The sequence below is a fragment of the Pseudomonas sp. NGC7 genome (assembly GCF_047159675.1).
Classification (GTDB): Bacteria; Pseudomonadota; Gammaproteobacteria; order Pseudomonadales; family Pseudomonadaceae; genus Aquipseudomonas; species Aquipseudomonas kermanshahensis.
In genome coordinates, this window is sequence record NZ_BAAFZY010000001.1 from 1795121 (window position 1) to 1820630 (window position 25510).

At 63.4% G+C, this 25510-nt stretch carries 28 protein-coding genes; 16 read left to right on the forward strand and 12 right to left on the reverse strand.

Going from position 1 to position 25510, the window contains the following annotated elements:
• The first annotated feature begins 36 nt into the window (after positions 1-36).
• From ACMCNM_RS08230 to recX, 3 genes are all read left to right on the forward strand, one after another.
• A complete protein-coding gene (locus ACMCNM_RS08230) occupies positions 37-519 on the forward strand; it encodes a CinA family protein (RefSeq protein ID WP_085272752.1) in 483 nt (160 codons plus the stop codon).
• 103 nt (positions 520-622) lie between these two features.
• Positions 623-1690: a recombinase RecA gene (recA, locus tag ACMCNM_RS08235; RefSeq protein WP_027595825.1), complete on the forward strand. Its 1068-nt coding sequence runs from the start codon at positions 623-625 to the stop codon at positions 1688-1690.
• A 21-nt stretch (positions 1691-1711) separates the two neighbouring features.
• Positions 1712-2182, forward strand: coding sequence for a recombination regulator RecX (gene recX, locus ACMCNM_RS08240; protein ID WP_027595826.1), 471 nt, complete (start codon positions 1712-1714; stop codon positions 2180-2182).
• 67 nt (positions 2183-2249) lie between these two features.
• Here recX and ACMCNM_RS08245 read toward each other — a convergent pair whose 3' ends face one another.
• Positions 2250-3368, reverse strand: a complete 1119-nt coding sequence (locus tag ACMCNM_RS08245; RefSeq protein WP_085272753.1) for an LOG family protein — start codon at positions 3366-3368, stop codon at positions 2250-2252.
• Positions 3369-3671: 303 nt separating this feature from the next.
• Between ACMCNM_RS08245 and ACMCNM_RS08250 the strand changes: the two genes are divergently transcribed.
• Entirely contained in the window at positions 3672-3884 is a 213-nt protein-coding gene (locus ACMCNM_RS08250; RefSeq protein WP_085272754.1) for a hypothetical protein, read from the forward strand.
• Positions 3885-3886: 2 nt separating this feature from the next.
• On the opposite strand, the gene ACMCNM_RS08255 is transcribed toward ACMCNM_RS08250, so the two are convergent.
• Positions 3887-4306, reverse strand: coding sequence for a quorum-sensing-regulated virulence factor family protein (locus ACMCNM_RS08255; RefSeq protein ID WP_027595829.1), 420 nt, complete (start codon positions 4304-4306; stop codon positions 3887-3889).
• Positions 4307-4523: 217 nt separating this feature from the next.
• Here ACMCNM_RS08255 and ACMCNM_RS08260 point away from each other — a divergent pair, with 217 nt between their 5' ends.
• The 3 genes from ACMCNM_RS08260 to ACMCNM_RS08270 all read left to right on the forward strand — a co-directional run bounded on the left by ACMCNM_RS08260 (position 4524) and on the right by ACMCNM_RS08270 (position 6543).
• A complete protein-coding gene (locus ACMCNM_RS08260) occupies positions 4524-5234 on the forward strand; it encodes a tRNA-uridine aminocarboxypropyltransferase (RefSeq protein ID WP_186676075.1) in 711 nt (236 codons plus the stop codon).
• Positions 5235-5456: 222 nt separating this feature from the next.
• On the forward strand, positions 5457-6107 hold the full coding sequence (gene erdR, locus ACMCNM_RS08265) for a response regulator transcription factor ErdR (protein ID WP_027595831.1): 651 nt from the start codon (positions 5457-5459) through the stop codon (positions 6105-6107).
• Positions 6108-6180: 73 nt separating this feature from the next.
• Positions 6181-6543 carry a diacylglycerol kinase gene (locus ACMCNM_RS08270; RefSeq protein WP_027595832.1) on the forward strand — a complete coding sequence of 121 codons (363 nt, stop codon included), beginning with the start codon at positions 6181-6183 and terminating at the stop codon, positions 6541-6543.
• On the opposite strand, the gene finR is transcribed toward ACMCNM_RS08270, so the two are convergent.
• Positions 6540-7466 carry a LysR family transcriptional regulator FinR gene (finR, locus tag ACMCNM_RS08275; RefSeq protein ID WP_027595833.1) on the reverse strand — a complete coding sequence of 309 codons (927 nt, stop codon included), beginning with the start codon at positions 7464-7466 and terminating at the stop codon, positions 6540-6542. The genes ACMCNM_RS08270 and finR overlap by 4 nt on opposite strands.
• 120 nt (positions 7467-7586) lie before the next feature.
• Here finR and fpr point away from each other — a divergent pair, with 120 nt between their 5' ends.
• On the forward strand, positions 7587-8366 hold the full coding sequence (gene fpr, locus ACMCNM_RS08280) for a ferredoxin-NADP reductase (protein WP_016501130.1): 780 nt from the start codon (positions 7587-7589) through the stop codon (positions 8364-8366).
• 142 nt (positions 8367-8508) lie between these two features.
• Here the strand turns inward: fpr and ACMCNM_RS08285 are convergent, their stop codons facing one another.
• Entirely contained in the window at positions 8509-9003 is a 495-nt protein-coding gene (locus tag ACMCNM_RS08285; protein ID WP_027595834.1) for a SprT family zinc-dependent metalloprotease, read from the reverse strand.
• 139 nt (positions 9004-9142) lie between these two features.
• Positions 9143-9742 (reverse strand): Yip1 family protein, encoded by a 600-nt coding sequence (locus tag ACMCNM_RS08290; RefSeq protein WP_027595835.1) that lies wholly within the window; start codon positions 9740-9742, stop codon positions 9143-9145.
• A gap of 262 nt (positions 9743-10004) precedes the next feature.
• On the opposite strand from ACMCNM_RS08290, the gene ttcA reads away from it, so the two are divergent.
• Both ttcA and ACMCNM_RS08300 read left to right on the forward strand, forming a co-directional pair.
• Complete coding sequence (gene ttcA / locus ACMCNM_RS08295; RefSeq protein ID WP_027595836.1) at positions 10005-10829, forward strand: tRNA 2-thiocytidine(32) synthetase TtcA; 825 nt, start codon at positions 10005-10007, stop codon at positions 10827-10829.
• 4 nt (positions 10830-10833) lie between these two features.
• Positions 10834-11505, forward strand: a complete 672-nt coding sequence (locus tag ACMCNM_RS08300; RefSeq protein WP_099428499.1) for a DNA-3-methyladenine glycosylase I — start codon at positions 10834-10836, stop codon at positions 11503-11505.
• Positions 11506-11577: 72 nt separating this feature from the next.
• Here the strand turns inward: ACMCNM_RS08300 and ACMCNM_RS08305 are convergent, their stop codons facing one another.
• Genes ACMCNM_RS08305 through arsC form a run of 3 tightly spaced genes read right to left on the reverse strand, consistent with a single transcriptional unit; the run spans position 11578 to position 12939 of the window.
• Positions 11578-11991, reverse strand: a complete 414-nt coding sequence (locus ACMCNM_RS08305; RefSeq protein WP_412764197.1) for a DUF2069 domain-containing protein — start codon at positions 11989-11991, stop codon at positions 11578-11580.
• Entirely contained in the window at positions 11984-12589 is a 606-nt protein-coding gene (gene wrbA / locus ACMCNM_RS08310; RefSeq protein ID WP_027595839.1) for an NAD(P)H:quinone oxidoreductase, read from the reverse strand. Before wrbA ends, ACMCNM_RS08305 begins: the two co-directional genes overlap by 8 nt.
• The gene (gene arsC, locus ACMCNM_RS08315; RefSeq protein ID WP_027595840.1) at positions 12586-12939 is read right to left on the reverse strand and encodes an arsenate reductase (glutaredoxin); all 354 of its coding nucleotides are present in this window, start codon (positions 12937-12939) and stop codon (positions 12586-12588) included. The genes wrbA and arsC overlap by 4 nt, the downstream gene beginning before the upstream one ends.
• 85 nt (positions 12940-13024) lie before the next feature.
• Between arsC and ACMCNM_RS08320 the strand changes: the two genes are divergently transcribed.
• Positions 13025-13489: a TlpA disulfide reductase family protein gene (locus tag ACMCNM_RS08320; protein WP_027595841.1), complete on the forward strand. Its 465-nt coding sequence runs from the start codon at positions 13025-13027 to the stop codon at positions 13487-13489.
• A gap of 135 nt (positions 13490-13624) precedes the next feature.
• Here the strand turns inward: ACMCNM_RS08320 and ACMCNM_RS08325 are convergent, their stop codons facing one another.
• The 4 genes from ACMCNM_RS08325 to ACMCNM_RS08340 all read right to left on the reverse strand — a co-directional run bounded on the left by ACMCNM_RS08325 (position 13625) and on the right by ACMCNM_RS08340 (position 18436).
• Positions 13625-14029, reverse strand: coding sequence for an META domain-containing protein (locus tag ACMCNM_RS08325; RefSeq protein ID WP_412764198.1), 405 nt, complete (start codon positions 14027-14029; stop codon positions 13625-13627).
• On the reverse strand, positions 14026-14463 hold the full coding sequence (locus ACMCNM_RS08330) for a hypothetical protein (protein WP_027595843.1): 438 nt from the start codon (positions 14461-14463) through the stop codon (positions 14026-14028). The genes ACMCNM_RS08325 and ACMCNM_RS08330 overlap by 4 nt, the downstream gene beginning before the upstream one ends.
• A 31-nt stretch (positions 14464-14494) precedes the next feature.
• Positions 14495-15484: a 2-hydroxyacid dehydrogenase gene (locus ACMCNM_RS08335; protein ID WP_186702966.1), complete on the reverse strand. Its 990-nt coding sequence runs from the start codon at positions 15482-15484 to the stop codon at positions 14495-14497.
• 195 nt (positions 15485-15679) lie between these two features.
• Positions 15680-18436, reverse strand: a complete 2757-nt coding sequence (locus ACMCNM_RS08340; protein ID WP_186676092.1) for a response regulator — start codon at positions 18434-18436, stop codon at positions 15680-15682.
• A 195-nt stretch (positions 18437-18631) separates the two neighbouring features.
• Between ACMCNM_RS08340 and ACMCNM_RS08345 the strand changes: the two genes are divergently transcribed.
• The 5 genes from ACMCNM_RS08345 to relA all read left to right on the forward strand — a co-directional run bounded on the left by ACMCNM_RS08345 (position 18632) and on the right by relA (position 25430).
• On the forward strand, positions 18632-19348 hold the full coding sequence (locus ACMCNM_RS08345) for a response regulator transcription factor (protein ID WP_027595846.1): 717 nt from the start codon (positions 18632-18634) through the stop codon (positions 19346-19348).
• 3 nt (positions 19349-19351) lie between these two features.
• On the forward strand, positions 19352-20740 hold the full coding sequence (locus ACMCNM_RS08350) for a sensor histidine kinase (protein WP_412764199.1): 1389 nt from the start codon (positions 19352-19354) through the stop codon (positions 20738-20740).
• 94 nt (positions 20741-20834) lie between these two features.
• Complete coding sequence (gene cysM / locus ACMCNM_RS08355) at positions 20835-21734, forward strand: cysteine synthase CysM (protein ID WP_186703046.1); 900 nt, start codon at positions 20835-20837, stop codon at positions 21732-21734.
• The gene (gene rlmD / locus ACMCNM_RS08360; RefSeq protein ID WP_412764200.1) at positions 21735-23093 is read left to right on the forward strand and encodes a 23S rRNA (uracil(1939)-C(5))-methyltransferase RlmD; all 1359 of its coding nucleotides are present in this window, start codon (positions 21735-21737) and stop codon (positions 23091-23093) included.
• A 96-nt stretch (positions 23094-23189) separates the two neighbouring features.
• The gene (relA, locus tag ACMCNM_RS08365; RefSeq protein ID WP_027595850.1) at positions 23190-25430 is read left to right on the forward strand and encodes a GTP diphosphokinase; all 2241 of its coding nucleotides are present in this window, start codon (positions 23190-23192) and stop codon (positions 25428-25430) included.
• Positions 25431-25510 lie beyond the last annotated feature (80 nt).

Here is a 25510-nt window from a genome sequence, read left to right on the forward strand (position 1 = left end):
GTGGTAGGGTAGTGCGCAGTCTTCAAGGAGCCTGACATGGACCCGATCACCGCACTTTCCGCCCGCCTGGGCGAGCACCTGCGCCGCTTCAATGCCCAGGTGACCACCGCCGAATCCTGCACGGGCGGTGGCATCGCCGAGGCCATTACCCGCATCCCCGGCAGTTCGGCCTGGTTCGAGGCCGGGTACGTGACCTACTCCAATGCCCAGAAGACCCGCCAGCTGGGGGTGCCCGCGGCACTGTTCGGCCAGGTGGGGGCGGTCAGCCAGGAGGTGGTCGAAGCCATGGCCCGCGGCGCGCAGGCGGCCAGCGGCGCGCGCTTTGCGGTGGCGGTGAGCGGTGTGGCCGGGCCGGACGGTGGCTCGCCGGCAAAACCGGTGGGTACCGTGTGGCTGGCCTGGGCCGATGGCAGCCGTGTCTTCAGCGAGCGCCGCCAGTTCGACGGCGACCGTGATGCGGTGCGCCGACAAACGGTGATCGCCGCGTTAGACGGCTTGTTACAGCTTGGTGCCGAGTAAATCGACGACAGGGGTTTGCGCGCGCGCTTCGCTGTGGAATAATACTGGCTACTTATACAGGTATTCCGGCCATCAGGGCCAAGTCGAACACGTGAGGGTTTCAATGGACGACAACAAGAAACGCGCCTTGGCTGCGGCCCTGGGTCAGATCGAACGCCAATTCGGCAAAGGCGCAGTCATGCGCATGGGCGACCACGAGCGCACCGGCATCCCGGCTATCTCCACCGGTTCCCTGGGCCTGGACATCGCCCTCGGCATTGGCGGCCTGCCAAAAGGCCGTATCGTCGAAATCTACGGCCCGGAGTCCTCGGGTAAAACCACGCTGACCCTGTCGGTCATCGCCGAAGCCCAGAAGAATGGCGCCACCTGCGCCTTCGTCGACGCCGAGCATGCCCTTGACCCGGAATACGCCGGCAAGCTGGGCGTCAATGTCGACGACCTGCTGGTGTCGCAGCCAGACACCGGTGAGCAGGCGCTGGAAATCACCGACATGCTGGTGCGCTCCAACGCGGTCGACGTGATCATCGTCGACTCCGTGGCAGCCCTGGTGCCCAAGGCCGAGATCGAAGGCGAGATGGGTGACATGCACGTGGGCCTGCAGGCTCGTCTGATGTCCCAAGCGCTGCGCAAGATCACCGGTAACATCAAGAACGCCAACTGCCTGGTCATCTTCATCAACCAGATCCGTATGAAGATCGGCGTGATGTTCGGCAGCCCGGAAACCACCACTGGCGGTAACGCCCTGAAGTTCTACGCCTCTGTGCGCCTGGACATCCGCCGTACCGGCGCGGTCAAGGAAGGCGACGAAGTGGTCGGCAGCGAAACCCGCGTCAAGATCGTCAAGAACAAGGTCTCGCCGCCGTTCCGTCAGGCCGAGTTCCAGATCCTCTACGGCAAGGGTATCTACCGCAACGGCGAAATCATCGACCTGGGTGTTTCTCAGGGGCTGGTGGAGAAGTCCGGTGCCTGGTACGCCTACCAGGGCAACAAGATTGGCCAAGGCAAAGCCAACGCCGCCAAGTACCTGGCTGAGAACCCGGCCATTGGTGCCGAGATCGAGAAGCAGATCCGCGAGAAGCTGCTCAAAGCCGGTGCTGCCGCCGAAGCGGGCAAGGCTGCCGCTGCCGAAGCCAGTGCCGACGACGTGGCTGATGCCGACGCCGGTTATTGATCACTGTTGTAGATAGCGACTATGTCCGCCGTACTCGACACCCCCGTCGCCATTCGGCGGACAGCCATGGACCTGCTCGCGCGACGTGAGCATGGTCGCGTCGAGCTGACGCGCAAACTGCGTCAGCGAGGCGCTCTGGATGAGATGATCGAGCCTGAGCTCGATCGGCTCGCCGAAGAAGGGTTGCTCAGCGAAGCCCGCTACCTCGAAAGCTTCATCAGGTACCGCTCCAATTCCGGCTATGGCCCTGCGCGTATACGCGAAGAACTGGGCCAGCGTGGCCTGGACCGTGGCGATATCGATCAGGCGTTACGGGAAAGCGGTGTGGATTGGGCACAGCGTTTGATGGATGTCTGGCAACGCAAGTTTGCCGGGCAACGCCCGCATGACCCCCGCAGCCGGGCCCAGCAAACCCGATTCCTTGCCTACCGTGGGTTCTCCCTGGAAATGATCGGCCGCCTGCTCAGTGGTCGGGATCTCGACGACTACTAAAACGGTGTGAGAGCCGGCTTCGCCGGTGATCGCTGGAAAGCTAGCTCCCACAAGGTTGGTCCGACGCTCAACTAACCTTCAACGCCTCCCTGGCCCGCTGAGTCGTGTGCATAGGCTGAGGCTTGGCCCAGTTCTCTGGCAGGTTGATAAAGTCCACCAGTTCGCGCAGGCGGCCCTGGTCGCGGCCGTTGAAGGCGAACGACAATCGGGTCAGATGGCTGAAATTACCCACCTCGTGTTCCGCGCCGCTGTCGGCGTGCTGGTGGTATTTGCCGCTCAGGCGCAAATCGGCGAAGCCCTCCTGGATGTCGTACAGCGCCGCCTCGCTGAGCGGGTGATGCATGCGGATCACGAATTGGTTTTTCAGCCAGCGGCTGGAGTGGTAGTTGCTGTAGAACTGGTTGATTTCCTCCACCGCCTCATCGGCGCTGTGCACCAGGCGCACCAGCTTGAGGTCGCTGGGCAGGATGTAGCGGTTTTCTTCGAGCTGACGGCTGATGAAATCGAGGCAGTCGCGCCAGAAGGTGCCCCCGGGTGAGTCAAGCAACACCACCGGCACCAGCGGGCTCTTGCCGGTCTGTATCAGCGTGAGCACTTCGAGTGCTTCATCCAGCGTGCCGAAGCCGCCAGGGCAGAGCACTAGCCCATCAGCCTCCTTGACGAAGAACAACTTGCGAATGAAGAAGAAGTGGAACGGCAGCAGTTTGTCGGTGCCGTCCACCGTGGGGTTGGCATGCTGTTCAAACGGCAGGGTGATGTTGAAGCCCAGGCTGTGATCGCTGCCGGCCCCTTCATGCGCCGCCGCCATGATGCCGCCGCCAGCGCCGGTGATGACCATCAGGTCGGAGCGTGCCAGGGTGGCGCCCAGCTCACGGGCCAAGGCGTACATCGGGTGTTCCAGCGGGGTTCGGGCCGAGCCGAACACCGTGACCTTGCGACGGCCCTTGTAGCGCTCCAGGGCGCGGAATGAATGATCAAGCTCGCGCAGCGCCTGCAGGGTGATCTTGGCGCTCCAGCGATCCGTGTCGTCGTGGGCCATGCGCAGGATGGTCAGCATCATGTCCCGGTACAGCGGCAAGTTGGGGCTGTTTGGTGCAACCAGTTGCAGCTGTTCGTCAATCTTGCTCAGGTCGATGTTGTTGTCCCTGAAGTGATTGAACAACAGCTCGTTGGGTTGGTAAGGCATTCAACGTCTCCTTCTGCAGCAAAACCTCTGACCGGGTCGATGGTGTGTCCCGGCCGCGACACTGCGTGCGTCGCTGGCTGCTCAGGCTCGAGTGTGTATCCCGAGCGTTGCAGTAGGCCTTCAAGGCCATGGTGCAGTGGCAAAAATCCATCTGGGCGTTTTTGGCGCTCTCGCTATCAATCTAGACCGTTGCGCCTGATCGTGCCGAAGTGATGGCGAACGCCGCTCGTCGGCGCGCAGCCTATGGGGGTGAGGGTTTGATTAACTGGGAAAGCGAATCGTATCGATGCAGGAGGTGGCGGTATGCATCGCTTGACCATCGAAGTGGACCGGCAGTTGTATCAGCAGCTGGAACATGCAGCTCAGGTGCATCACCTGAGCCTTGAGGCAGAGTGCCGTCGCAGGCTTTCGGGGCTGGAGTGCCAGTCACGCTACCTGCAAGCGCTTCTGGCAGAGTTGCGCGCCGATGCCGAGGAGGAGCAGTGGCGCGCCCCTGATGACCACCCCGTGGTCTAGGTTTACTTCTTCTTGCTGCCAGCGACGCAGCTGGCGGCGTCAAATGCCTGGTCCATGACTGGCTGGTTGGTCTTGTAGACCGTGAAGCGATAGACCATGACGGCGCCCTTGGACATCAAGTTGCGGAAGCCGCTGTTACGGCAGACGCTGTCGCCCAACTGGCTGCGCACTTGCTCGGGGTTTGCCTGCATGCGCTCGGCGTGGCTCTGGCGCACGCTCAGGTGGTTGACCAGCGCCTTGCCTTCGACGGTATAACCCTGGTCGAGGATGTCTTCGTTGATGGCGCGCGGGGTGCCGACGCTGCTTTCCGTAGCGACCTTCTGCAGCATCTTGTTCAGGTCGTAGTCCTGTTTGGACGCCGCCTGGGCCGCCAGGGGCAGGGTGAGCAAAAGGCTCAGGGTCGGGACGATAAGACGCAGCATGTATCTCTCCTGGTTCAATGACTGGCGGTTTGACATGCGCCGGCAGGTGGCGTTCCCTGATGCGCGCTTTTGCGCGCGTCAGGCTCGCCAAAGTGTCGATTATAAGGGGCCAGCCCGTCCCGCTGCACGGCAAATGACGCCTGCTCTGGTAGACTTGCGTTTTGTGTATCCGAGCCGTCGCAGTGTGCATTTTCAACCTGTTCAAAGGCCTGCCAGCATGAGCCACGCGGTAGCGCGCTTGCGCGCCGAACGCCTGGCCCGCAGCAACAAGCCGTTCATTGCCCGTGGTTCACGGGCCGTCCGTTGCCCGCATTGCCGGGTCATTGCCAGCCATTGCCTGTGCGCCTGGAAGCCCCGGGTGCCGGCGGAGTCGGGCGTGTGCCTGCTGATGCACGACACCGAGCCACTGAAACCGACCAACACCGGTTGGCTGATCGCCGACCTGGTCGAGGACACCTCGGCTTTCGGCTGGCAGCGTACTGCGGTGGACGACAACCTGCTGGCGCTGCTCGAACAGCCCCACTGGCAGCCCTATATCGTCTTCCCTGGCGAGTTCGTTGCCCAGGAGCGGGTGGTCAACGAGGTGGTGCGCGAACCCGGCAAGCGGCCGTTGTTCATCCTGCTCGACGCCACCTGGACCGAGGCGCGCAAGATGTTCCGCAAGAGCCCCTACCTGGACCGCTTCCCGGTGTTGAGCCTGGAGGCCGAGCAGATGTCGCGCTACCGCCTGCGCCGTTCCAAACGTGACGATCACTTCTGCACGGCGGAAGTGGCGGCCATGTGCCTGGAGCTGGCCGGCGACCAGCGCGCCTCCCAGGCCCTGGACGCTTACCTGGACGTGTTCAGCCTGCACTACCTGAGCGCCAAGCGGCATTTGCCGCTGGATGAACAGGACGACGCGCATCAGCGTTTGCATACCTTCCTATAGTCCAAGGGGCAGTCGGGCCGGTTTGGTTCATAATGTCGGGGCTGGCAGCCAGGGTGGGCGAGTGCGGCAGGGCAATTGGCTTGACCACCCCGACCGTGCTCGGCATCCTTGGCGCCGATTCGGGCACGCCGAAGGTGCCGTTACCCCGGACTTCGCCGTGCCTTTCCGCCAAGCGCCCTTACTACCCCGCAGCGCCTGGCACAGAACAGGATCCTTAGATCGATGGCCACTTACGAAATCCTGATTGCCGATGACCACCCACTGTTTCGTGGCGCCCTGCGCCAGGCTGTTACCCTCGGCCTTGGCGCCGATGTACGCCTGGTTGAAGTGGCGAGCATTGCCGAACTGGAAACCCGACTGAGCGAAAAAGCCGACTGGGATCTGGTCCTGCTGGACCTGAACATGCCGGGCGCCTACGGGTTCTCCGGGCTGGTCCTGCTGCGTGGGCAATACCCGCAGATCCCCGTGGTCATGGTGTCGGCGCAGGAAGAGGCCGCCGTCGTGGTCAAGTCTCGCGAGTTTGGTGCCAGTGGTTTCATTCCCAAATCCAGCCCGCTGGAAGTGATTCAGGACGCCGTGCGCAAGGTATTGGACGGTGAGGTCTGGTGGCCGCCGCAAGCCTTCGAGAAAGTCGACGTTTCGGCTGAAGCCAAAGCGGCCAGCGAAGGGCTGGCCAGCCTCACGCCGCAGCAGTTCCGCGTGCTGACCATGGTCTGCGAAGGCTTGCTGAACAAGCAGATCGCCTATGAGCTGAGTGTCTCGGAGGCCACCATCAAGGCCCACGTGACGGCGATTTTCCGCAAGCTGGGCGTGCGCACCCGCACCCAGGCGGCCTTGCTTCTGCAACAACTTGAATCGGTTGCAAGCCACTAACTGGCTGCTTCTTCACGCTTTTTTGACCCCAGCTGGACTAGTCTGCCGGCCTTTCATCGGTGAAGTGACGCACATGTCGCCATTCAAAGGCCAGACCGGCCTCAAACGTATCTTCAACGCCGCCGGCTATTCGCTGGACGGCTTGCGCGCCGCCTTCAAGGGCGAGGCCGCGTTCCGTCAACTGGTACTGCTCAATGTGCTGCTGATCCCGACCGCCTTCTGGCTGCCGGTCAGCCGCGCGGAGCGGGCGATCATGATCGCGGTGTGCCTGCTGGGCTTGATCGTCGAGCTGTTCAACTCGGCGGTAGAGGCTGCCATCGACCGTATTTCGCTTGAGCGTCACCCCTTGTCGAAAAACGCCAAGGACATGGGCAGCGCCGCGCAGTTGGTGGCGCTTACCATGGTTGCGCTGGTCTGGGGCGTGATTCTGCTCTAGGCAATAGGCGGCAAGACGATCTCATCACTGCGGGTGAAGCCCGCGGTGAAGTTGCGGCATAGCTCCAGAAACTCGCGCATGGCCGAGGTCTGGTACTTCTGCTTGTGCCAAATGAAATAGAACTGACGCATCAGGTCCAGCTCCGGGGTTTCGACCGGTACCAGGCTGCCGCGGCGGAAGGCATCGCGCAGGGCCAGGCGCGAAATGCAGCCGATGCCCAGGCCAGATTCCACTGCACGCTTGATGGCCTCGGTGTGTTCGAGCTCCAGGCGAATGTTGAGGTTGGCGCGGTGGTGGCGCATGGCTTGGTCAAAGGTCAGGCGCGTGCCGGAGCCTTGCTCGCGAAGGATCCAGGCCTCCTGCGACAACGTCTGAATGTTCGCGCTGCCCAGCGTTGCCAGTGGGTGCTGGGGCGCGCAGAACACGACCAGCTCGTCTTCGACCCAAGGCTGAACCTCCAGGTCCGGGTGGTTGCAATCACCTTCGATCAGACCCAGATCAATTTCGTAATGGGCGACCTGTTGCACAATATGCGCAGTGTTCTGCACATGCAGCTTGACCTGGCTTTCCGGGTGCACCTGCATGAAGCTGCCGATCAGCAGGGTCGCCAGGTAGTTACCGATGGTCAGCGTGGCGCCCACCGCCAGCGAGCCGAAGGCGGACTTGCCGTTGAGCAGGTCTTCGATTTCCTTGGCCTGGTCGAGCAGGGCGACAGCCTGTGGCAGCAGCTGATGGCCCAGGGCGTTCAGGCTCAGGCGTTTACCGGCGCGATCGAACAGCTGGCAGCTGGATTGGCGCTCGAGTTCGGTGATGGACGTGCTGGCGGCCGACTGCGAGAGCGCAAGCAGGCCAGCGGCCCGCGAGACGCTTTGATGCTGGGCTACGGCGACGAACACCTGAAGCTGACGGAGAGTGAATCGCATATCTATATAACCGATAACACATATCTTGATAATTCAGTTAACAGATATTGTCGCTGCCCCTAAACTATCGCGCAACTGCGCGTCTTGCGCGCGCTGCGTCTTTCTTCAGGAGCCCCATCGATGAGCAACATGAACCACGAACGTGTCCTCAGTGTGCACCACTGGAACGACACCCTGTTCAGCTTCAAGTGCACCCGTGATCCGGGCCTGCGCTTCGAGAACGGTCAGTTCGTGATGATCGGCCTGCAGCAGGAAAGCGGCCGCCCGCTCATGCGCGCCTATTCCATCGCCTCGCCGAACTGGGAAGAGCACCTGGAATTCTTCAGCATCAAGGTGCCGGACGGCCCGCTGACTTCCCAGTTGCAGCACCTGAAGGAAGGCGACGAGATCATCATCAGCAAGAAGCCTACCGGCACCCTGGTCCTCGACGACCTGAACCCGGGCAAGCACCTGTACCTGCTGAGCACCGGCACTGGCCTGGCGCCGTTCATGAGCGTCATCCAGGACCCGGAAACCTACGAGCGCTTCGAAAAGGTGATCCTGGTTCACGGCGTGCGTTACGTGAACGAAGTGGCCTATCGCGAGTTCATCACTGAGCACCTGCCGCAGAACGAGTTCTTCGGTGAGTCGGTGCGTGACAAGCTGATCTACTACCCGACCGTGACCCGCGAGCCGTTCGAGAACCAGGGCCGCCTGACCGACCTGATGCGCAGCGGCAAGCTGTTCAGCGACATCGGCCTGCCGCCGATCAACCCGCAGGATGACCGTGCGATGATCTGCGGTAGCCCAAGCATGCTGGACGAAACCAGCGAAGTGCTCGACAGCTTCGGCCTGAAAGTCTCTGCCCGCATGCGCGAGCCGGGTGACTACCTGATCGAGCGCGCCTTCGTCGAGAAGTAACCCGCCGTTAAGCTTCATCAGCTGGAATTGGGGCTGCTGCGCAGCCCATCGCAGGCAAGCCAGCTCCTACAGGATCGCACATACCTGTAGGAGCTGGCTTGCCTGCGATGGGCCGCGCAGCGGCCCCCTTGGCCTGTCTGGCCTATTCGACACGCGTCTCGCCGCTGTATTCCAATATCGCCCGACACCGCCTGCACAGGTAGCGCCGCCCCTGGCGCACCAGCTTGTGCCGCTGCGCAGTAAACGGAAAGTCGCTCTGCGGGCAGGGGCAGCGGTAGATGTAGCGCGTGACCACCCGCCGTTGCACTGCGTAGTTATGGCAGCGGTTGGGCGGCAATTCATACACCCCGCGCATGATCAATTGCCATTCCTCGCCATGGGCCTGGATGCGCTCGCCAAACAGTTGGTGAGCCACCAGGTGCGCCACCTCGTGGGCCACGGTCTGGCGCAGGAAGTCCTCTTGGTTTTCGCGGTACAACTGCAGGTTGAAGCGCAGCAGGTTCTCGTGCAGGTGAGCGACGCCGGCCTTCTGGCCGCGCAGCTTGAAGCTGATTTCCGGGCGCGGGAAGGGGCGTTTGAAGAAGGTTTCGGCTTGCTGGTAACAGGTTTCGACGCGTTGTTTGAGCAGCTCGGGCATGGCGGGGTAATTCTCCTGACCAGGCATTATGCCGCAAGCCCTGGCGGCTTGCCGAGCCACCGGTCAGCACACAGCCAGAAGCCGCCTTGCGGCGGCCTCTGACTTGATGCCCCAGTGTTGGTTCTGTGTAGTTATCGCGCTAGTTGGTATAGACGGGCCCCACGCCCAGTCCCCAGATGATCACGGTAGCGGCCATGATCGCTACCAGCACCACAAGGCCCACCGCCAGCACCGAGCTGGAAAACAGGAAGCCTTCATCGGACGGAATGTTCATGAACGTCGGCAAGCCGACATACAGCAGGTACACGGTATAACAAATGGCCGCAGTGCCGATCAGCATGCCCAGCCACAGATGCGGGTAAAGGGCTGCCAGGCCGCCAAGGAACAACGGGGTGGCGGTGTAGGTGGCAAAGGCAATGCACTGCGCCATGGAGGGGTTGGCATCGTAGGTGCGGGCCATCCAGTGGATGAACGCGCCCATCACCGCCACCCCGGCGAGCATCGCCAGGTAGGACATGATGCTCATCCAGATTGCGCTTTCCATGGTCAGCATCACTGCCGGCCGGTCGCCAATCACCCAGCCCACCTGGGTAGTACCGATGAATGCGGAAACGGCAGGGATCGCCGCCAGGATCAAGGTGTGCGTCAGGTACATGTGGCTGATGGTTTCTTCTTCGCCACGAATCTCCCGCCACTCCTGATCGGGATGGGTAAACAGCCCCACAACGTGATGAATCATGCCGATCACTCCTCTCAATGTTGCCAAACGCCCCCCAGATGGAGCGCAAGCGGCCCGAGGCCCGAACACCGATGCAAGCGGTAATGTGGCCTTATGTCGCAGTATAGGAAGCGGTTACCGGCACAAACCGTGCTTTTTAGAGCAAATTGCGCTGTCAGGCGTGCTGTTGATTACAACGAAGTCTTTATCGGAATGCCTACAGCGCCGCGTAGTTTGTGCGTAAAATAGCCGGCTTTTGTCACACCTCGCGGATCCAAGCGCTATGGGCACCCTCTCGGTCAACCAGAACAAACTGCAAAAACGCCTGCGTCGTCTCGCCGGCGAAGCCATCACCGACTTCAACATGATCGAGGATGGCGACAAGGTCATGGTCTGCCTGTCCGGCGGCAAGGACAGCTACACCATGCTCGACGTTCTGTTGCACCTGCAGAAGGTGGCACCGATCAAGTTCGAGATCGTGGCGGTGAACATGGACCAGAAGCAGCCGGGCTTCCCCGAGCACGTGCTGCCGGCCTACCTCAAGGAGCTGGGGGTCGAGTACCACATCGTCGAGAAAGACACCTACTCGGTGGTCAAGGAACTGGTGCCCGAGGGCAAGACCACCTGCTCGCTGTGCTCGCGCCTGCGCCGTGGCACCCTGTACACCTTCGCCGACGAAATCGGCGCGACCAAGATGGCCCTGGGGCACCACCGCGACGACATCGTCGAGACGTTCTTCCTCAACATGTTCTTCAACGGCTCGCTCAAGGGCATGCCGCCCAAGCTGCGTGCTGACGATGGCCGTAACGTGGTAATTCGCCCGCTGGCCTACTGCAGCGAGAAGGATATCCAGGCCTACTCGGACATGCGTGAATTCCCGATCATCCCGTGCAACCTGTGTGGCTCGCAAGAGAACCTGCAGCGCCAGGTGGTCAAGGACATGCTGGTGGAGTGGGAGCGCAAGCACCCGGGCCGCACCGAAAGCATCTTCCGCGCGCTGCAGAACGTCGCGCCGTCGCAGTTGGCAGACCGCAACCTGTTCGACTTCACCAGCCTGAAGATCGACGAAAACGCCACGCCGCGTTTCCTCGATGTGCTGAACATCTGACCCCATGCGCGATTATCAGTGGCTGCATGAGTACTGCCTGAACCGCTTCGGCTCGGCCCAGGCCCTCGAGGCCTTTCTGCCGCAGCCACGCACGCCTGCGCAACTGCGCGACATCAGCGACGACCGCTACCTGTCGACCCTGGCCCTGCGTGTGTTCCGCGCCGGGCTCAAGCACAGCCTGGTGGATGCCAAATGGCCGGCGTTCGAGCAGGTGTTCTTCGGTTTCGACCCGGAGAAAGTGGTGCTGATGAGCGCCGAGCACTTGGAGCGGTTGATGCAGGACGAGCGCATCATCCGCCACTTGGGCAAGCTCAAGAGCGTGCCGCGCAACGCGCAGATGGTGCTGGATGTGGCGAAGGAAAAGGGCAGTTTCGGTGCGTTCATCGCCGATTGGCCGGTGACCGATATCGTCGGCCTGTGGAAGTACCTGGCCAAGCATGGCAACCAGCTGGGTGGCCTATCGGCACCGCGGTTCTTGCGCATGGTCGGCAAGGACACGTTTATCCCGACCGAGGATATGGCGGCAGCGTTGATTGCGCAAAAAGTGATCGACAAACAGCCGACCAGCCAGCGTGACCTGGCGTTGGTGCAGCAGGCGTTCAACCAGTGGCATGCCGAGAGTGGGCGACCCCTGTGCCAGCTTTCGGTGATGCTGGCGCATACCGTCAACCACTGAGATTGTCGGGGCGACGCGGTCTCTGTGGGAGCGGGCTTGTCCCGCGAAGGGGCTGCAAAGCAGCCCCCTGAATCAACTCCCTTCGCCCGCCATGCGCCGCTCATGCTGGAACTTCCAGCGCACAAACAGCAGCCCGCTGATGAACAACCCCAGGCTTACCACCACCTCGACCCAGCCAAACAGCGCCCGTGCCGGGTCGAACGCCGCCAGCACGCCCTTGATGAAATAGATATTCACCACAAAGCAGGTCCAGGCATGCGCCCGGGCGCTGCCCTTCAGCATGCCCGGCAGCAGCAACAGCAGCGGCACCAGTTCGATCGCCAGAATCACTTCGACGCGCGCCCCGTGCAGGTTGGCGAACCACAGGTTGTTCACCACCAGCAACGCGATCAGGCCAAAGAAAAACGCCAGGCTCAGTGCCCGCGTCAGGCGCAGGCGCGGTGCCAGCCATTGCAGCGGCGGCAACACCTTGGGCTTTTTAGCCACGCGCGGCCTCCAGGGCCTTGGCGGTGCTCGCCAGGCGTTGGCCGAGGGCACGGCACAGGGTGATTTCGTGTGGGTCGAGCTCGCGCTTGCCATCGGCGCCGGCGTGGTGGCTGGCGCCATACGGTGTGCCGCCGCCGCGGGTTTCGAGCAAGGCCGATTCGCTGTAGGGCAGGCCCATCACCAGCATGCCGTGGTGCATCAGCGGCAGCATCATCGACAGCAGGGTGGTTTCCTGGCCACCATGCAGGCTGGCGGTGGAGGTGAACACTCCGGCGGGCTTGCCCACCAGTTCGCCACCCAGCCACAGGCTGCTGGTGCCGTCGAGGAAGTACTTGAGGGGCGCGGCCATGTTGCCGAAGCGGGTCGGGCTGCCCAGCACCAGGCCGGCGCAATGGCGCAGGTCGTCGAGGGTGGCGTACAGCGCGCCGCTGGCCGGGATGTCCGGGGCCACAGCTTCGCACTCAGTGGAAATCGCCGGCACGGTGCGCAGGCGCGCCTCCATACCGGCCATCTCGACACCGCGGGCAATGTGCCGGGCCATTTCGCTGGTGGCGCCATGGCGGCTGTAATACAAAACCAGGATGAAGGGCTGGCTCACGGCAGGATCTCCAGCACCTTCTCGGGTGGGCGGCCAATCACGGCTTTATCGCCGGCCACCAGAATCGGCCGCTCGATCAGCTTGGGGTGTTGGGCCATGGCGTCGATCAATTGCGCGTCGGTCAGGGCCGGGTTGGCCAGGTTCAGGTCTTTGTATTCGTCTTCGCCGGTGCGCAGCAGCTGGCGCGGGGCGATGCCCAGCTTGCCGAGCAGGGCCGTCAGGGTGGCGGTGTCTGGCGGGGTTTCGAGGTAGCGCACGATGGTCGGCGCCAGGCCGCGTGCTTCGAGCAGTTCCAGCGCGCCGCGGGATTTCGAGCAGCGCGGGTTATGATAGAGCGTCAGGTCAGTCATGTCGGGTCGCATCCAGCTGGGTGTGGCGGCTATTCTAACCGCAGCGACTGAACCATTTGCTTGAAACTTCGAGAAGGATTGACCCATGGCAAGGCGTTTGGCAGCAGTACTGGCCATCACCGCGGGCCTGTTGCTCGGTGGTTGCGGTGCCGACTACGGCGTGGACCAACACGGCAATACGGTAAAGGCCGAGCAGATCGAGGGGCACTGGGTAGTGCTCAACTATTGGGCCGAATGGTGCGGACCGTGCCGTACCGAAATCCCTGAGTTGAATGCGGCGGCCAAGCAATGGGCGGCCGAGGGGATCAAGGTGGTCGGGGTGAACTTCGATGGCTTGCAGGGCCAGGACCTGAAGCAGGCGGCGGACACCTTGGGCATCGGCTTTACCGTGCTGGCGCAGGACCCGGCCGAGCGTTACGAGCTGCCCCGCAGCGAGGCGCTGCCGGTGACCTACATCATCGATGACAAGGGCAAGGTGCGTGAACAACTGATGGGTGAGCAGACCCTGGAAGGGCTGCAGGCCAAGATCAAGGCCCTGAAGGGCGCATGATGCCTGTTGGGGCTGCTTTGCAGCCCTTCGCGGCACAAGGCCGCTCCTACAGGTGACCGCGTCATCCCAGCGTACGCGGTTACCTGTAGGAGCGGCCTTGTGCCGCGAAGGGCCGCAGAGCGGCCCCGGCAGCCCTCAATCTTCTTCAGGCCAGAACCGCAACGGCTTGCCCTCGGCCGGCCAGAAGCGCATCTGCTCCACAGGCGAGACATCCCAGCGTTGTACCGTCTCCAGCGCCTGCAGGAAGCGTTTTTCCTGTTCCATCAACGCCGGTGCGCACAGCTTGCGGGTCTTGCCGACCTTGCCGAAGCTCAGGTGCTTGCCTTCCAGCGTATACGGGGCAAACCAATGGTTGCAGCCGCCATTACCGTAGGCGCGGCCATCGCTGGCCAGGGTCAGGGTAAGGTGGCTGTAATCGATCAGCGGGCGTTCGCCAATCCACTCCAGTACATAGCTGCGCTCCTGCTGCAGCTTTGACGGTTGCGCGGCGCAGCCGAGCAGGCCGGTGGCAATCAGCACGCCGGTCAGCAGCTTTTTCACTCAGCGCTCTCCTGGCAACGCGGGCACAGGTGCTTCTCGCCACGGCTGGCCCAGCCCAGCTCCGCGATACGGGCGCTGGCCGCCGGCTGGCGGGCTTTTTTGCCCAGCTTGGCATCGACTGCGAACTCGAAGTCCAGCACGGCGTCGCACTGGTCGCACTCGACCTGCCAGGTGAGGATTTCCAGTTCGCTGAACACCGGGCCGCTGGCCACGGCAACCCACTGGCCGCGCGGATTGATCAGGTGACGCACGCTTTCCACGGTCAGTCGCATGGACAAGTCCTTGCTGCCCTTGAGGGTCACCAACAGCGTGTCGCCCTTGTGCATCGAACCGCCGTTGCCGGTCACCTGATAGCGGCCGGGTACCAGGGCGCGGCACTCGATCAGGGTGTGTTGCGGGTTGAAAAGGGTGTAGCGGAAATCGTGCTCGACCATGGGTCCTCCAGAAATGCCGCGTATCCTAGCATTAACCCGATACCAGATTCTGGGGTTTGCCTGCCATCCAGCGGTTGATGTTGTCCAGCGTGGTGGCGGCGATGGCGTCCAGCGCCTCGCGGGTGAGGAAGGCCTGGTGGGCGGTGATGATCACGTTAGGGAAGGTCAGCAGCCGGGCCAGCACATCGTCTTGCAAAGGCTGGTCGGAGCGGTCCTCGAAAAACAGTTGGGCCTCTTCTTCGTAGACGTCCAGGCCCAGGTAGCCCAGCTGGCCGCACTTGAGTGCGTCGATCAATGCCGGGGTGTCGACCAGGGCGCCGCGGCCGGTGTTGATCAGCATGGCGCCAGGTTGCAGTTGAGCCAGGCTTTGCGCATTGATCAGGTGCCGGGTGTGCTCGGTCAGCGGGCAATGCAGGCTGATGATGCGCGCCTCGCGCAGCAACTCGGGCAGGGGCAGGTAGCGGGCGCCAAGGGCCAGCAGGTCTGGGTTGGGGTAGGGGTCGTAGGCCAGCAACTGGCAGCCGAAGCCGGCCATGATGCGGGCGAACGCAGCGCCGATCTGGCCGGTGCCGACCACGCCGACGGTCTTGCCGTGCAGGTCGAAGCCGGTCAGGCCATGCAGGGTGAAATCACCTTCGCGGGTGCGGTTGTAAGCCCGGTGCAGGCGCCGGTTGAGGGCGAGGATCAGCGCCACGGCGTGCTCGGCCACCGCGTGTGGCGAATAGGCCGGCACTCGCACCACGGCCAGGCCCAGGCGCTGGGCGGCCGCCAGGTCGACATGGTTATAGCCCGCCGAACGCAGGGCGATCAGGCGCGTGCCGCCTGCGGCCAGGCGCGCCAGCACTTGGGCGTCCAGCTCATCGTTGATGAAAGCGCAGACGACTTCGTAACCGCTGGCGAGGGGCGCGGTGTCCAAGGTCAGGCGGGCGGGCTGGAAGTGCAACTCCAGGGCAGTGCCGGCAGCGGCCTGGGTGAAGCTTTCCTGGTCGTAGTGCTGGCTGCTGAACAACAGGGCGCGCATGGTCGGGCTTCCTTTGCGAATGTCTGGGGATTGTAGCTGGCCGTCCTGTGTGGCCGTTGTAGGAGCAGCCTTGTGCTGCGAAGAGGCCGGTGACAGCACAGTAAATCTTCGCTGCTGTCACGGGCCTCTTCGCAGCACAAGGCTGCTCCTACAACGGCACAAGGCCAATCCAACAGTAGGGGCAAGGCAGCGCTGTCAGGCATTGATGTGTGCCTGTGCCGCCAGCCGGCTGATCGCGCTGTCCAGTTCATCCAGTGCCTGCTGCGCGTGGGGGTGCTCTTGTTTGAGCAAGGTCTCGCTGCGCTGGCATGCCGCCCGCAGCTGCGGCACACCGCAATAACGCGAGGCTCCGTTGAGGCGGTGCACCTGCTCGATCAAGGTGGTGTGATCCTGCGCTTCGCGGGCGGCGCGTATCGCCTGGCGGTCGGACTCCAGTGACGCCAGCAGCATGGCCAGCATGTCGGCCGCCAAGTCGGATTTGCCGGCGGCCAGGCGCAAACCTTCGTCGGGGTCGAGCACCTTCAGTTCGTCGCTGTTGAGCCGCTGTTCGGCCAAGCGCTCTTGCTGCGGCACGCCCAGGCTCAGGCCGGTCCACTTCATCACCACCTGGGCCAACTGCCGCTCACTGATCGGTTTGGTCAGGTAGTCGTCCATGCCGGCATGCAGCAGCGCGCGTTTCTCGTTGGCCATGGCATGCGCGGTGAGGGCGACAATCGGCAGCGGGCTGCCGCTTTGGGCGTTTTCCCACAGGCGGATCTGCTCGGTGCAGGCGCGGCCATCCATGCCGGGCATTTGCACGTCCATCAGCACCAGGTCGAAGGGTTCATCCTGCACCGCTTGCACCGCCGCATAGCCGTTGTCGACGGCCAGCACCTGGGCACCCAGGTCTTCGAGCAGGGTCTGTACCAGCAGCAGGTTGGCCGGGTTGTCGTCGACGCACAAAATCTTCGGCTGGCGCTGGCCGCTGAGGATGTTCGGCTCGCCCAGCGGGCGACGCGGTTGGATCAGCTCCAGCAGCAGCCGACGCAACTTGCGCGTGCACGTCGGCTTGGACAGGAGTTGGCCATGGCCATTGGGCAGGTAAGGGTGGTAAAGCGCCTGTTCGGTGGTCGGGCACAGCACCACGCACTGGCACTGGTAGCGGTCCAGTTGCAGGTGGTACTCACCGAGCTGCTCGGGCGTCAGGTTGCCCAGGTTGGCGCCGAGCACTGCGAAGTCGAACGGGTGGCCCGCCTGGCTTGCGGCCTGTACCGCATGCAGAAGCTGGTCGTACGAGGCAAACAGGCTGACGCTCAGGCCGCAGTCTTCGAGCTGGTGCTCCAGCGCCTGGCGCGCCAGCTCATGGCTGTCGACGATGGCGGCGCGGCGGCCCAGCAGGGGCTGCAGCGGCAGCTCTTCGGCATCGTCGTGAGCCTTGGGCAGGTTGAGGCTGATCCAGAACTGCGAGCCTTCGCCCGGCGTGCTGTCGACGCCGATCTCGCCGCCCATCTGCTCGATCAGGCGCTTGGAAATCACCAGGCCCAGGCCGGTACCCCCAGGCTGGCGCGCCAGTGAGTTATCGGCCTGGCTGAAGGCCTGGAACAGCGTGCGCACATCCTGCGGCGACAGGCCGATGCCGGTGTCTTGCACGCTGATGCGAAGCTGCGCGCTGTCTTCGTGTTCGTCTTCAAGCATGGCGCGCACGACGATGGTGCCTTCGCGGGTGAACTTGATCGCGTTGCTCACCAGGTTGGTGAGGATCTGCTTGAGCCGCAACGGGTCGCCGATCAGCGATGATGGGGTATCGCGGTAGATCAGGCTGAGCAGCTCGAGCTGCTTGGCATGCGCGGCCGGGGCGAGGATGGTCAGGGTGTCCTGGACCAGGTCGCGCAGGTTGAACGGAATGCTGTCGAGCACCAGCTTGCCGGCCTCGATCTTGGAGAAGTCGAGGATCTCGTTGATGATCCCCAGCAGGTTGTCGGCGGACTTCTCGATGGTGCTCAGGTAATCCAGCTGGCGCGGCGTCAGCTCACTTTTCTGCAGCAAATGGGTGAAGCCGAGGATGCCGTTGAGCGGGGTGCGGATCTCGTGGCTCATGTTGGCCAGGAACTCCGACTTGATGCGGCTGGCCTCCAGGGCTTCCTTGCGGGCCATGTCCAGCTCGATGTTCTGGATCTCGATGGTCTCCAGGTTCTGGCGCACGTCTTCGGTGGCCTGGTCGATGCTGTGCTGCAGCTCTTCGTGAGCGCTGTGCAGGGTTTCGGCCATGCGGTTGATGCCGCGGCCCAGCTCGTCCAACTCGTGGCTGCCCATGGCCGGCAGGCGCTCGTCCAGGTGGCCGTCCTTGAGCTGATTGACCGCATGCTTGATGCGTTTTATCGGGTCGTTGATGGTGCGGCTCATGCGCAGTGCCAGCAGGCCACTGAGGGCCAGGCAGGCGAGGATCAGCAACAGGCTGGTGAACAGGTTGCGGTAGCCACGCAGCAAGGTGCCGTCGTGCGACAGTTCGATTTCGACCCAACCCAGCAGGCGCTCGGCTTCGGCCGGCACGGCATCGGTGGCCAGGTCGCGGTGGTGGCCGAAGACAGGCATCAGGTAGCGGGTGGCGTCATTGCCGGTGCGTTGCAACAGTTGCGTGCCGGTACCGCCCGTGGGCGGCTGGTTGAGCATGCTCGGGCCTGCATGCGCCAGGCGCGTGCGGTCTGGGGCAAGAAAGGCGACCGCGCGCACGTCGGTTTGCTCCAGGGTCTGCGCGGCAATCCGTTCCAGCTGCCCGGGGGCCCGCTTGGCCATGGCAGGTGCAGCCAGCGGCGCCAGTTGCTCGGCGATCATCTTGCCGCGTTGCAGCAGCTGGGTGCGCAAATCGCTTTGCTGCAGCCAGGTGAAATAACTGCCCAATACCAGCGCCATCAAGCCGGCAGGCAGCAGGGCCAACAGCAGGACCCGGCTTCTGATTCCCAAACGATCGAGCACACTTGCCTCCTGTCATGTGCCTGGACGCCGTCAACTGCGTGACGGACCAAGCCGGGAAGTTACTCCGCCTGCTCGGCTAATGCACCCATTTGTCTGTCTTTTCGTGGCCATGTCGAGGCATTGGTCGCAGGGCGGTTGCCTAGAGCAGAGCGGATGCTCAATAATCGCGCAATTGAGAATGCATGGCAGTTGCCAATGAATCCCGTAGCTATTCATACCTCCACTATCCTCGCCATCGAGGACGACCCGGTGCTGGGTGCCTACCTGCACGAGGAGCTGCAGCGTGGCGGCTTCCAGGTGACCTGGTGCCGTAATGGGCTCGAAGGCCTTGAAACCGCAGGACGGCAGGCATTCGACGTGGTGTTGATGGACATCCTGCTGCCAGGGCTCAACGGCCTGGATGCACTGGCTCAATTGCGCACGCGCAGCACCACGCCGGTGATCCTGATGTCTGCGCTGGGCGCAGAAGCCGACCGTATCAGTGGTTTTCAGCGCGGCGCCGACGACTACCTGCCCAAGCCCTTCAGCATGGCCGAGTTGCAGGTACGCATCGAGGCGATCCTGCGGCGCGTGGCTCTGGAGCGGCGCCATCAGCCGCAGCAAGAGGCCGCGGGAGGTGGGTTGCAGTTCGACGAAGGGCTCAGCGACGTCAGGCTCGAAGGGCGCCTGGCAGGCCTGACCCCCAGCGAATACCGCCTGCTCGAGATCCTCAACCGCAACCTGGACGAGGTGCTGAGCAAACCCTTCCTTTATCAGCAGGTCTTGCAGCGCGGTTACTCGCGGCATGATCGCAGCCTGGACATGCATGTCAGCCAGATCCGCCGTAAGCTCAAGGGTATCGGCTACCACGAACGGCAGATCCGCACTGTCTGGGGCAAAGGTTACGTGCTCAGCGCCAGCGAGATGGAGTGAGCCATGCTCGACCGCCATTCGCTGTTCTGGAAGCTGGCCATCCTGCTGGTGGGCTTCTGCCTGCTGATGATCGGCCTGAGCTATACTTGGGGCCGGCACATGGAAACCCAGAACGCCTTCCTGTCCGAACCGGCACGCCAACTGTTGCGCGGTTATGCGGCTGAGGCGGAGCAGGCCTGGCGCAGTGACGGGCGCGCGGGGCTGGACCGCTGGGTGCAGGCCATGCACCAGCGCGAGCGTGGCTGGGTTGGCGTGCTCGACATCAACCTGCGACCGCTCGACAGCGCCACCCTGAACCCCCAGATCATGCAACGGCTGACGCGTCTGCGCGGCGTCGACTGGCCGATGAGCCGGCGCAGTGTCGACCAGCCGTGGCTGCGCATTCCGTTCCCAGGGGCGCCGGAGCAGGGCATGCTGGTGATCGAACTGCCAGAGCGCCTCAACCCCGGCGAGTACCGCATGCTGTGGCGGGTGCTGACCAACGGCATCATCCCCGCTCTGTTCACCTTGCTGCTGTGCGTTGGGCTGTACCGCATGCTGATCGTGCCGCTCAACCAACTGCGTGAGCAGGCCAATGCCTGGCGTGCCGACCAGCTGTCGGCACGCCTCGATTCGCGCACCATCGCCCGGCATGACGAACTTGGCGAGCTGGCCCGCGCGTTCGACCAGATGGCCGAACGGCTGCAGGGCACGGTGGCCATGCAGCAACAGATGCTGCGCGACCTGTCTCACGAAATGCGCACGCCGCTTAGCCGGCTACGCGTGGCCTGCGATGGCGAAACCGACCTGCTGCGCCTGCGCGAACGCCTGGCGCGTGAAGTGGACTGCATGCAGCAGTTGGTCGAGGGCACCCTGCAATTGGCCTGGCAGGATGCCGAGCGTGCGCCGATGAACCTTGAGCCCATCCAGGTTCAAGCGTTGTGGGACCTGCTCGCCGAGGATGCCAGCTACGAAAGCGGCTGGTCGCCCGAACGCCTGCGCTGCGAACTGCCCGCCAGTTGCTGGGTGCAGGGCAACCTCAACCACCTGGCCCAGGCGCTGGAGAACATGCTGCGCAATGCCATCCGCCACTCGCCGACTAACGGCGTGGTGCGCTTGGGTGGGCAGCGCGACGGTAACCACTGGCGGCTGTGGCTGGAAGACGAGGGCGGTGGGGTTGCAGAAGAGGACCTGGAACGGATCTTCGCGCCGTTCTCGCGGCTGGACGGTTCGCGGCCTGGGGACGGCGGTTTCGGGCTGGGTTTGAGCATTGCGCGCAGTGCCATCCAGCGCCAGGGCGGGACCCTGTGGGCAGAAAATGGCAAGCGCGGGCTGCGCCTGTGCATGCGCTTGCCGCTCCATGTGCCGGCCACTGCCAAGGACAACCCACGGCCGCAGGTCGCCTCGTTATAGCTTGTAGCTATATGCATCACAGATTGCGTGATATGGCGCGCAAAGGATTGCCGGTATGATAGGCGCCCCTGCCGTCCGGATTGTGAAATACGCCATGACCTTGCAGTACCCAACCATCGCCGATTGCGTCGGCAATACGCCCCTGGTTCGCCTGCAGCGCATTGCCGGAGCGACCAGCAACACGCTCCTGCTCAAGCTCGAAGGTAACAATCCCGCCGGTTCGGTCAAGGACCGCCCGGCGCTGTCGATGATCACCCGCGCCGAACTGCGCGGCCAGATCAAACCGGGTGACACGCTGATCGAGGCGACCTCGGGCAACACTGGCATCGCCCTGGCGATGGCGGCCGCGATCAAGGGTTACAAGATGATCCTGATCATGCCAGACAACTCCACCGCCGAGCGCAAGGCCGCCATGACGGCCTACGGCGCCGAGCTGATCCTGGTGACCAAGGAAGAGGGCATGGAAGGTGCCCGCGACCTCGCCGAGAAGCTGCAGGCCGAGGGCCGCGGCCTGGTGCTCGACCAGTTCGCCAATGGCGACAACCCGATCGCCCATTACAACAGCACCGGCCCGGAAATCTGGCAGCAGACCCAGGGCACTATCACCCATTTCGTCAGCTCGATGGGCACCACCGGCACCATCATGGGCTGCTCGCAGTACCTCAAGGAGCAGAACCCAGCCGTGCAGATCATCGGCCTGCAGCCGATGGAAGGCTCTGCCATTCCGGGCATCCGTCGCTGGCCTGAGGAATACCTGCCGAAGATCTTCGACGCCACCCGCGTCGATCGCGTGGTCGACATGTCCCAGCAGGAAGCCGAAGACACCACCCGCCGCCTTGCCCGTGAAGAGGGCATTTTCTGCGGCGTGTCTTCCGGTGGTGCGGTCGCGGCGATGCTGCGCCTGTCTCGCGAGGTGGAAAACGCGGTAATGGTCGCAATCATCTGCGACCGTGGTGACCGATACCTGTCCACTGGCCTGTTTGATCCGAGCTAAATGTCCAAGAAGAAAAGCAACAGCGGCCTGCGCTTCCAGCCAGCCGGTGGCAATCGTAGCCCCCAGGTTCCCGTGGGCAAGAAACAGCGCCTGGATATCGAGCGCCTGGCCGGTGACGGCCGGGGCATCGCTTTCCATGAAGGGCGTACCTGGTTCGTCAGTGGCGCGTTGGCCGGTGAAGCCGTCGAGGCCCGTGTACTCAATGCCCGCGGCAAAGTCGTGGAGGCGCGCCTGGAGCGCGTGCTGCAGGCCAGCCCCGAGCGGCGCGAAGCACCTTGCCGGCACTATGCCCGCTGTGGCGGCTGCAACCTGCAGCATCTGCCCCATGAAGCGCAGCTGGCGCTCAAGCAACGCACCCTGGCCGACCAGCTGCAGCGGGTTGCCGGCGTGCAACCCGAGGCCTGGGCCGCCCCCCTGAGCGGGCCGGAATTCGGCTACCGGCGCCGGGCGCGGGTGGCTGTGCGCTGGGACATCAAGGCGCGTCAGCTGGAGGTCGGGTTCCGTGCCGAAGCCAGCCAGGACATCATTTCCATCGACGACTGTGCAGTGCTGGTACAGCCCTTGCAGTCGATTCTGCGCCACTTGCCGACGGTGCTGCGTTCGCTGAGCAAACCGCAGGTCATCGGCCATGTGGAACTGTTCAGCGGCACCGCTGAGGCGCTGCTGGTGCGCCATGTCGCGCCGCTGCCGGCGGATGACCTGGCCCGCCTGCAGGCATTTTGCGACGAGGCCAAGGCACAGCTCTGGCTGCAGGGCGAGGGTGAACCGGCGCCGGTAGACGCGGCCACGACCCTGGGCTTTACCCTCGAACCCTGGCAGCTGGAATTGGCCTGGCGCCCCGGTGATTTCGTGCAGGTTAACGCCCAGGTCAATACGGCGATGATCGAGCAGGCGTTAGCCTGGCTCGCACCGCAAGCCGACGAACGTGTGCTTGACCTGTTCTGCGGCCTGGGTAATTTTGCCCTGCCGTTGGCGCGGCAGGCGCGTGAAGTGGTGGCGGTGGAAGGTGTACAGGCCATGGTCGATCGGGCCGCGGCCAATGCCCGAAACAACAATGTGCATAACGCACGGTTTTTTCAGGCCGATTTATCGCAGCCTTTGGCAGGTGCCGAGTGGGCCGCCGAAGGCTTTTCTGCGGTACTCTTGGACCCACCGCGCGACGGTGCTTTCGAGGTGGTGCAAGACATCGCACGCCTCAAGGCCAAGCGGCTGGTCTACGTATCGTGCAACCCGGCCACGCTGGCGCGAGACGCCCAGGTGCTGGTCGGACAGGGGTACCGGTTAAAAAGGGCCGGGATTCTCGACATGTTTCCTCAGACGGCGCATGTCGAGGCCATGGCGTTATTCGAAGCGGGCTAGCAGACTGGCCCGTTGGTGCGGTTGCCAGGGAATGGCGGCCACACGGTGGAAGCCTGCGCACCCGCGTGGTGCGCTGTATGGAAAGGTAAAACAAAGATGGTACAGGTGAGAGTGCACCAGCCGGTCAACACTGACGGCAGTATCAATCTCGAAGCATGGCTGGATCATGTGGTAAGCGTCGATTCAGCCCTGGATCGCGCAGCGCTGAAAGAGGCCTGCGAATTCGCTCACGAAGTCGAGAAGAAAGGTAACCCTGCCAAGCATTCCTGGGCCGACGGTACGTCCAGCTTCCAGGCGGGCCTGGAGATCGCCGAGATTCTCGCCGACCTCAAGCTCGACCAGGATTCGCTGGTAGCCGCCGTCATTTACCGTTCGGTGCGTGAAGGCAAGGTGACCCTGGCCGAAGTCAGCCAGCGTTTTGGCCCGGTGGTGTCCAAGCTGATCGACGGCGTGCTGCGCATGGCGGCCATCAGTGCCAGCCTCAGCCCGCGCCAGTCGCTGGTGCTGGGCTCCCAGGCGCAGGTCGAGAACCTGCGCAAGATGCTCGTGGCCATGGTCGACGACGTGCGCGTTGCACTGATCAAGCTGGCCGAGCGCACCTGCGCAATCCGTGCGGTCAAGGCCGCCGACGACGAAAAACGCCTGCGCGTCGCGCGCGAGGTTTTCGATATCTATGCCCCCCTGGCGCATCGCCTGGGCATCGGTCACATCAAGTGGGAGCTGGAAGACCTGTCCTTCCGCTACCTTGAACCCGACCAGTACAAACAGATCGCCAAGCTCCTGCACGAGCGCCGGCTGGACCGCGAGCGCTTCATCAGCGACGTGATGAACCAGCTGCAGAACGAACTGCTGGCCACCGGCGTGAATGCCGACATCAGTGGCCGGGCGAAACACATCTATTCGATCTGGCGCAAGATGCAGCGCAAAGGCCTGGAATTCAGCCAGATCTACGATGTGCGTGCGGTGCGTGTGCTGGTCCCGGAGATCCGCGATTGCTACACCGCGCTGGGTATCGTGCATACCCTGTGGCGGCACATCCCCAAGGAATTCGACGACTACATCGCCAACCCGAAGGAAAACGGCTACCGCTCGCTGCACACGGCGGTGATCGGCCCGGAGGGCAAGGTGCTGGAGGTGCAGATCCGCACCCACGGCATGCACGAGGAAGCCGAGCTTGGGGTTTGCGCCCACTGGCGCTACAAGGGCACCGACGTCAAGCCGAGCTCCAATCACTACGAAGAGAAGATTTCCTGGCTGCGCCAGGTGCTCGAGTGGCATGAAGAGCTGGGTGACATCGGCGGCTTGGCCGAGCAGCTGCGCGTCGACATCGAGCCGGACCGGGTCTACGTGTTCACCCCGGACGGCCATGCCATCGACCTGCCCAAGGGCGCTACGCCGCTGGACTTCGCCTACCGCGTGCACACCGAAATCGGCCACAACTGCCGCGGCGCCAAGATCAACGGGCGTATCGTGCCGCTGAACTACAGCCTGCAGACCGGCGAGCAGGTCGAGATCATCACCAGCAAACACGGCAACCCCAGCCGTGACTGGTTGAACTCCAACCTGGGTTACGTCACCACCTCGCGGGCACGGGCCAAGATCGTTCACTGGTTCAAGCTGCAGGCACGCGACCAGAACGTCGCCGCCGGCAAGACCTTGCTCGAGCGCGAACTCAGCCGCCTGGGCCTGCCGCAGGTGGACTTCGAGCGCCTGGCCGAGAAGACCAACGTCAAGACTGCCGAAGACATGTTCGCCTCGCTCGGCGCGGGTGATCTACGCCTGGCTCACCTGGTCAACGCTGCCCAGCAGTTGCTGGAGCCTGAGCGTATCGAGCAGATCGAGCTGGTGCAGCGCAAGCCCACGGGCCCGCGTACCGGCAAGCGCGGCGATATCCAGATCCAGGGTGTCGGCAACCTGCTGACGCAGATGGCCGGTTGCTGCCAGCCGCTGCCGGGCGATGCCATCGTCGGCTATATCACCCAGGGCCGCGGCGTAAGCATCCACCGTCAGGACTGTGCCTCGGTGCTGCAACTGGCAGGCAAGGAGCCAGAGCGGATGATCCAGGTGAGTTGGGGGCCGATCCCGGTGCAGACCTACCCGGTCGACATCGTCATCCGTGCCTACGACCGCCCAGGCTTGTTGCGTGACGTGTCGCAGGTGCTGCTCAACGAGAAGATCAACGTGCTGGCGGTCAACACCCGCTCGAACAAGGAAGACAACACTGCGTTGATGTCGCTGACCATCGAGATTCCGGGCCTGGATGCGCTCGGGCGCTTGCTGGGGCGGATCTCGCAGTTGCCGAACATCATCGAGACGCGGCGTAACCGTACCCCTTGAACCCTGTGAGTTGGGGCCGCTTTGCGGCCCATCGCTGGCAAGCCAGCTCCCACAGCTATCCCACTGGCTTCAAGGCCTGT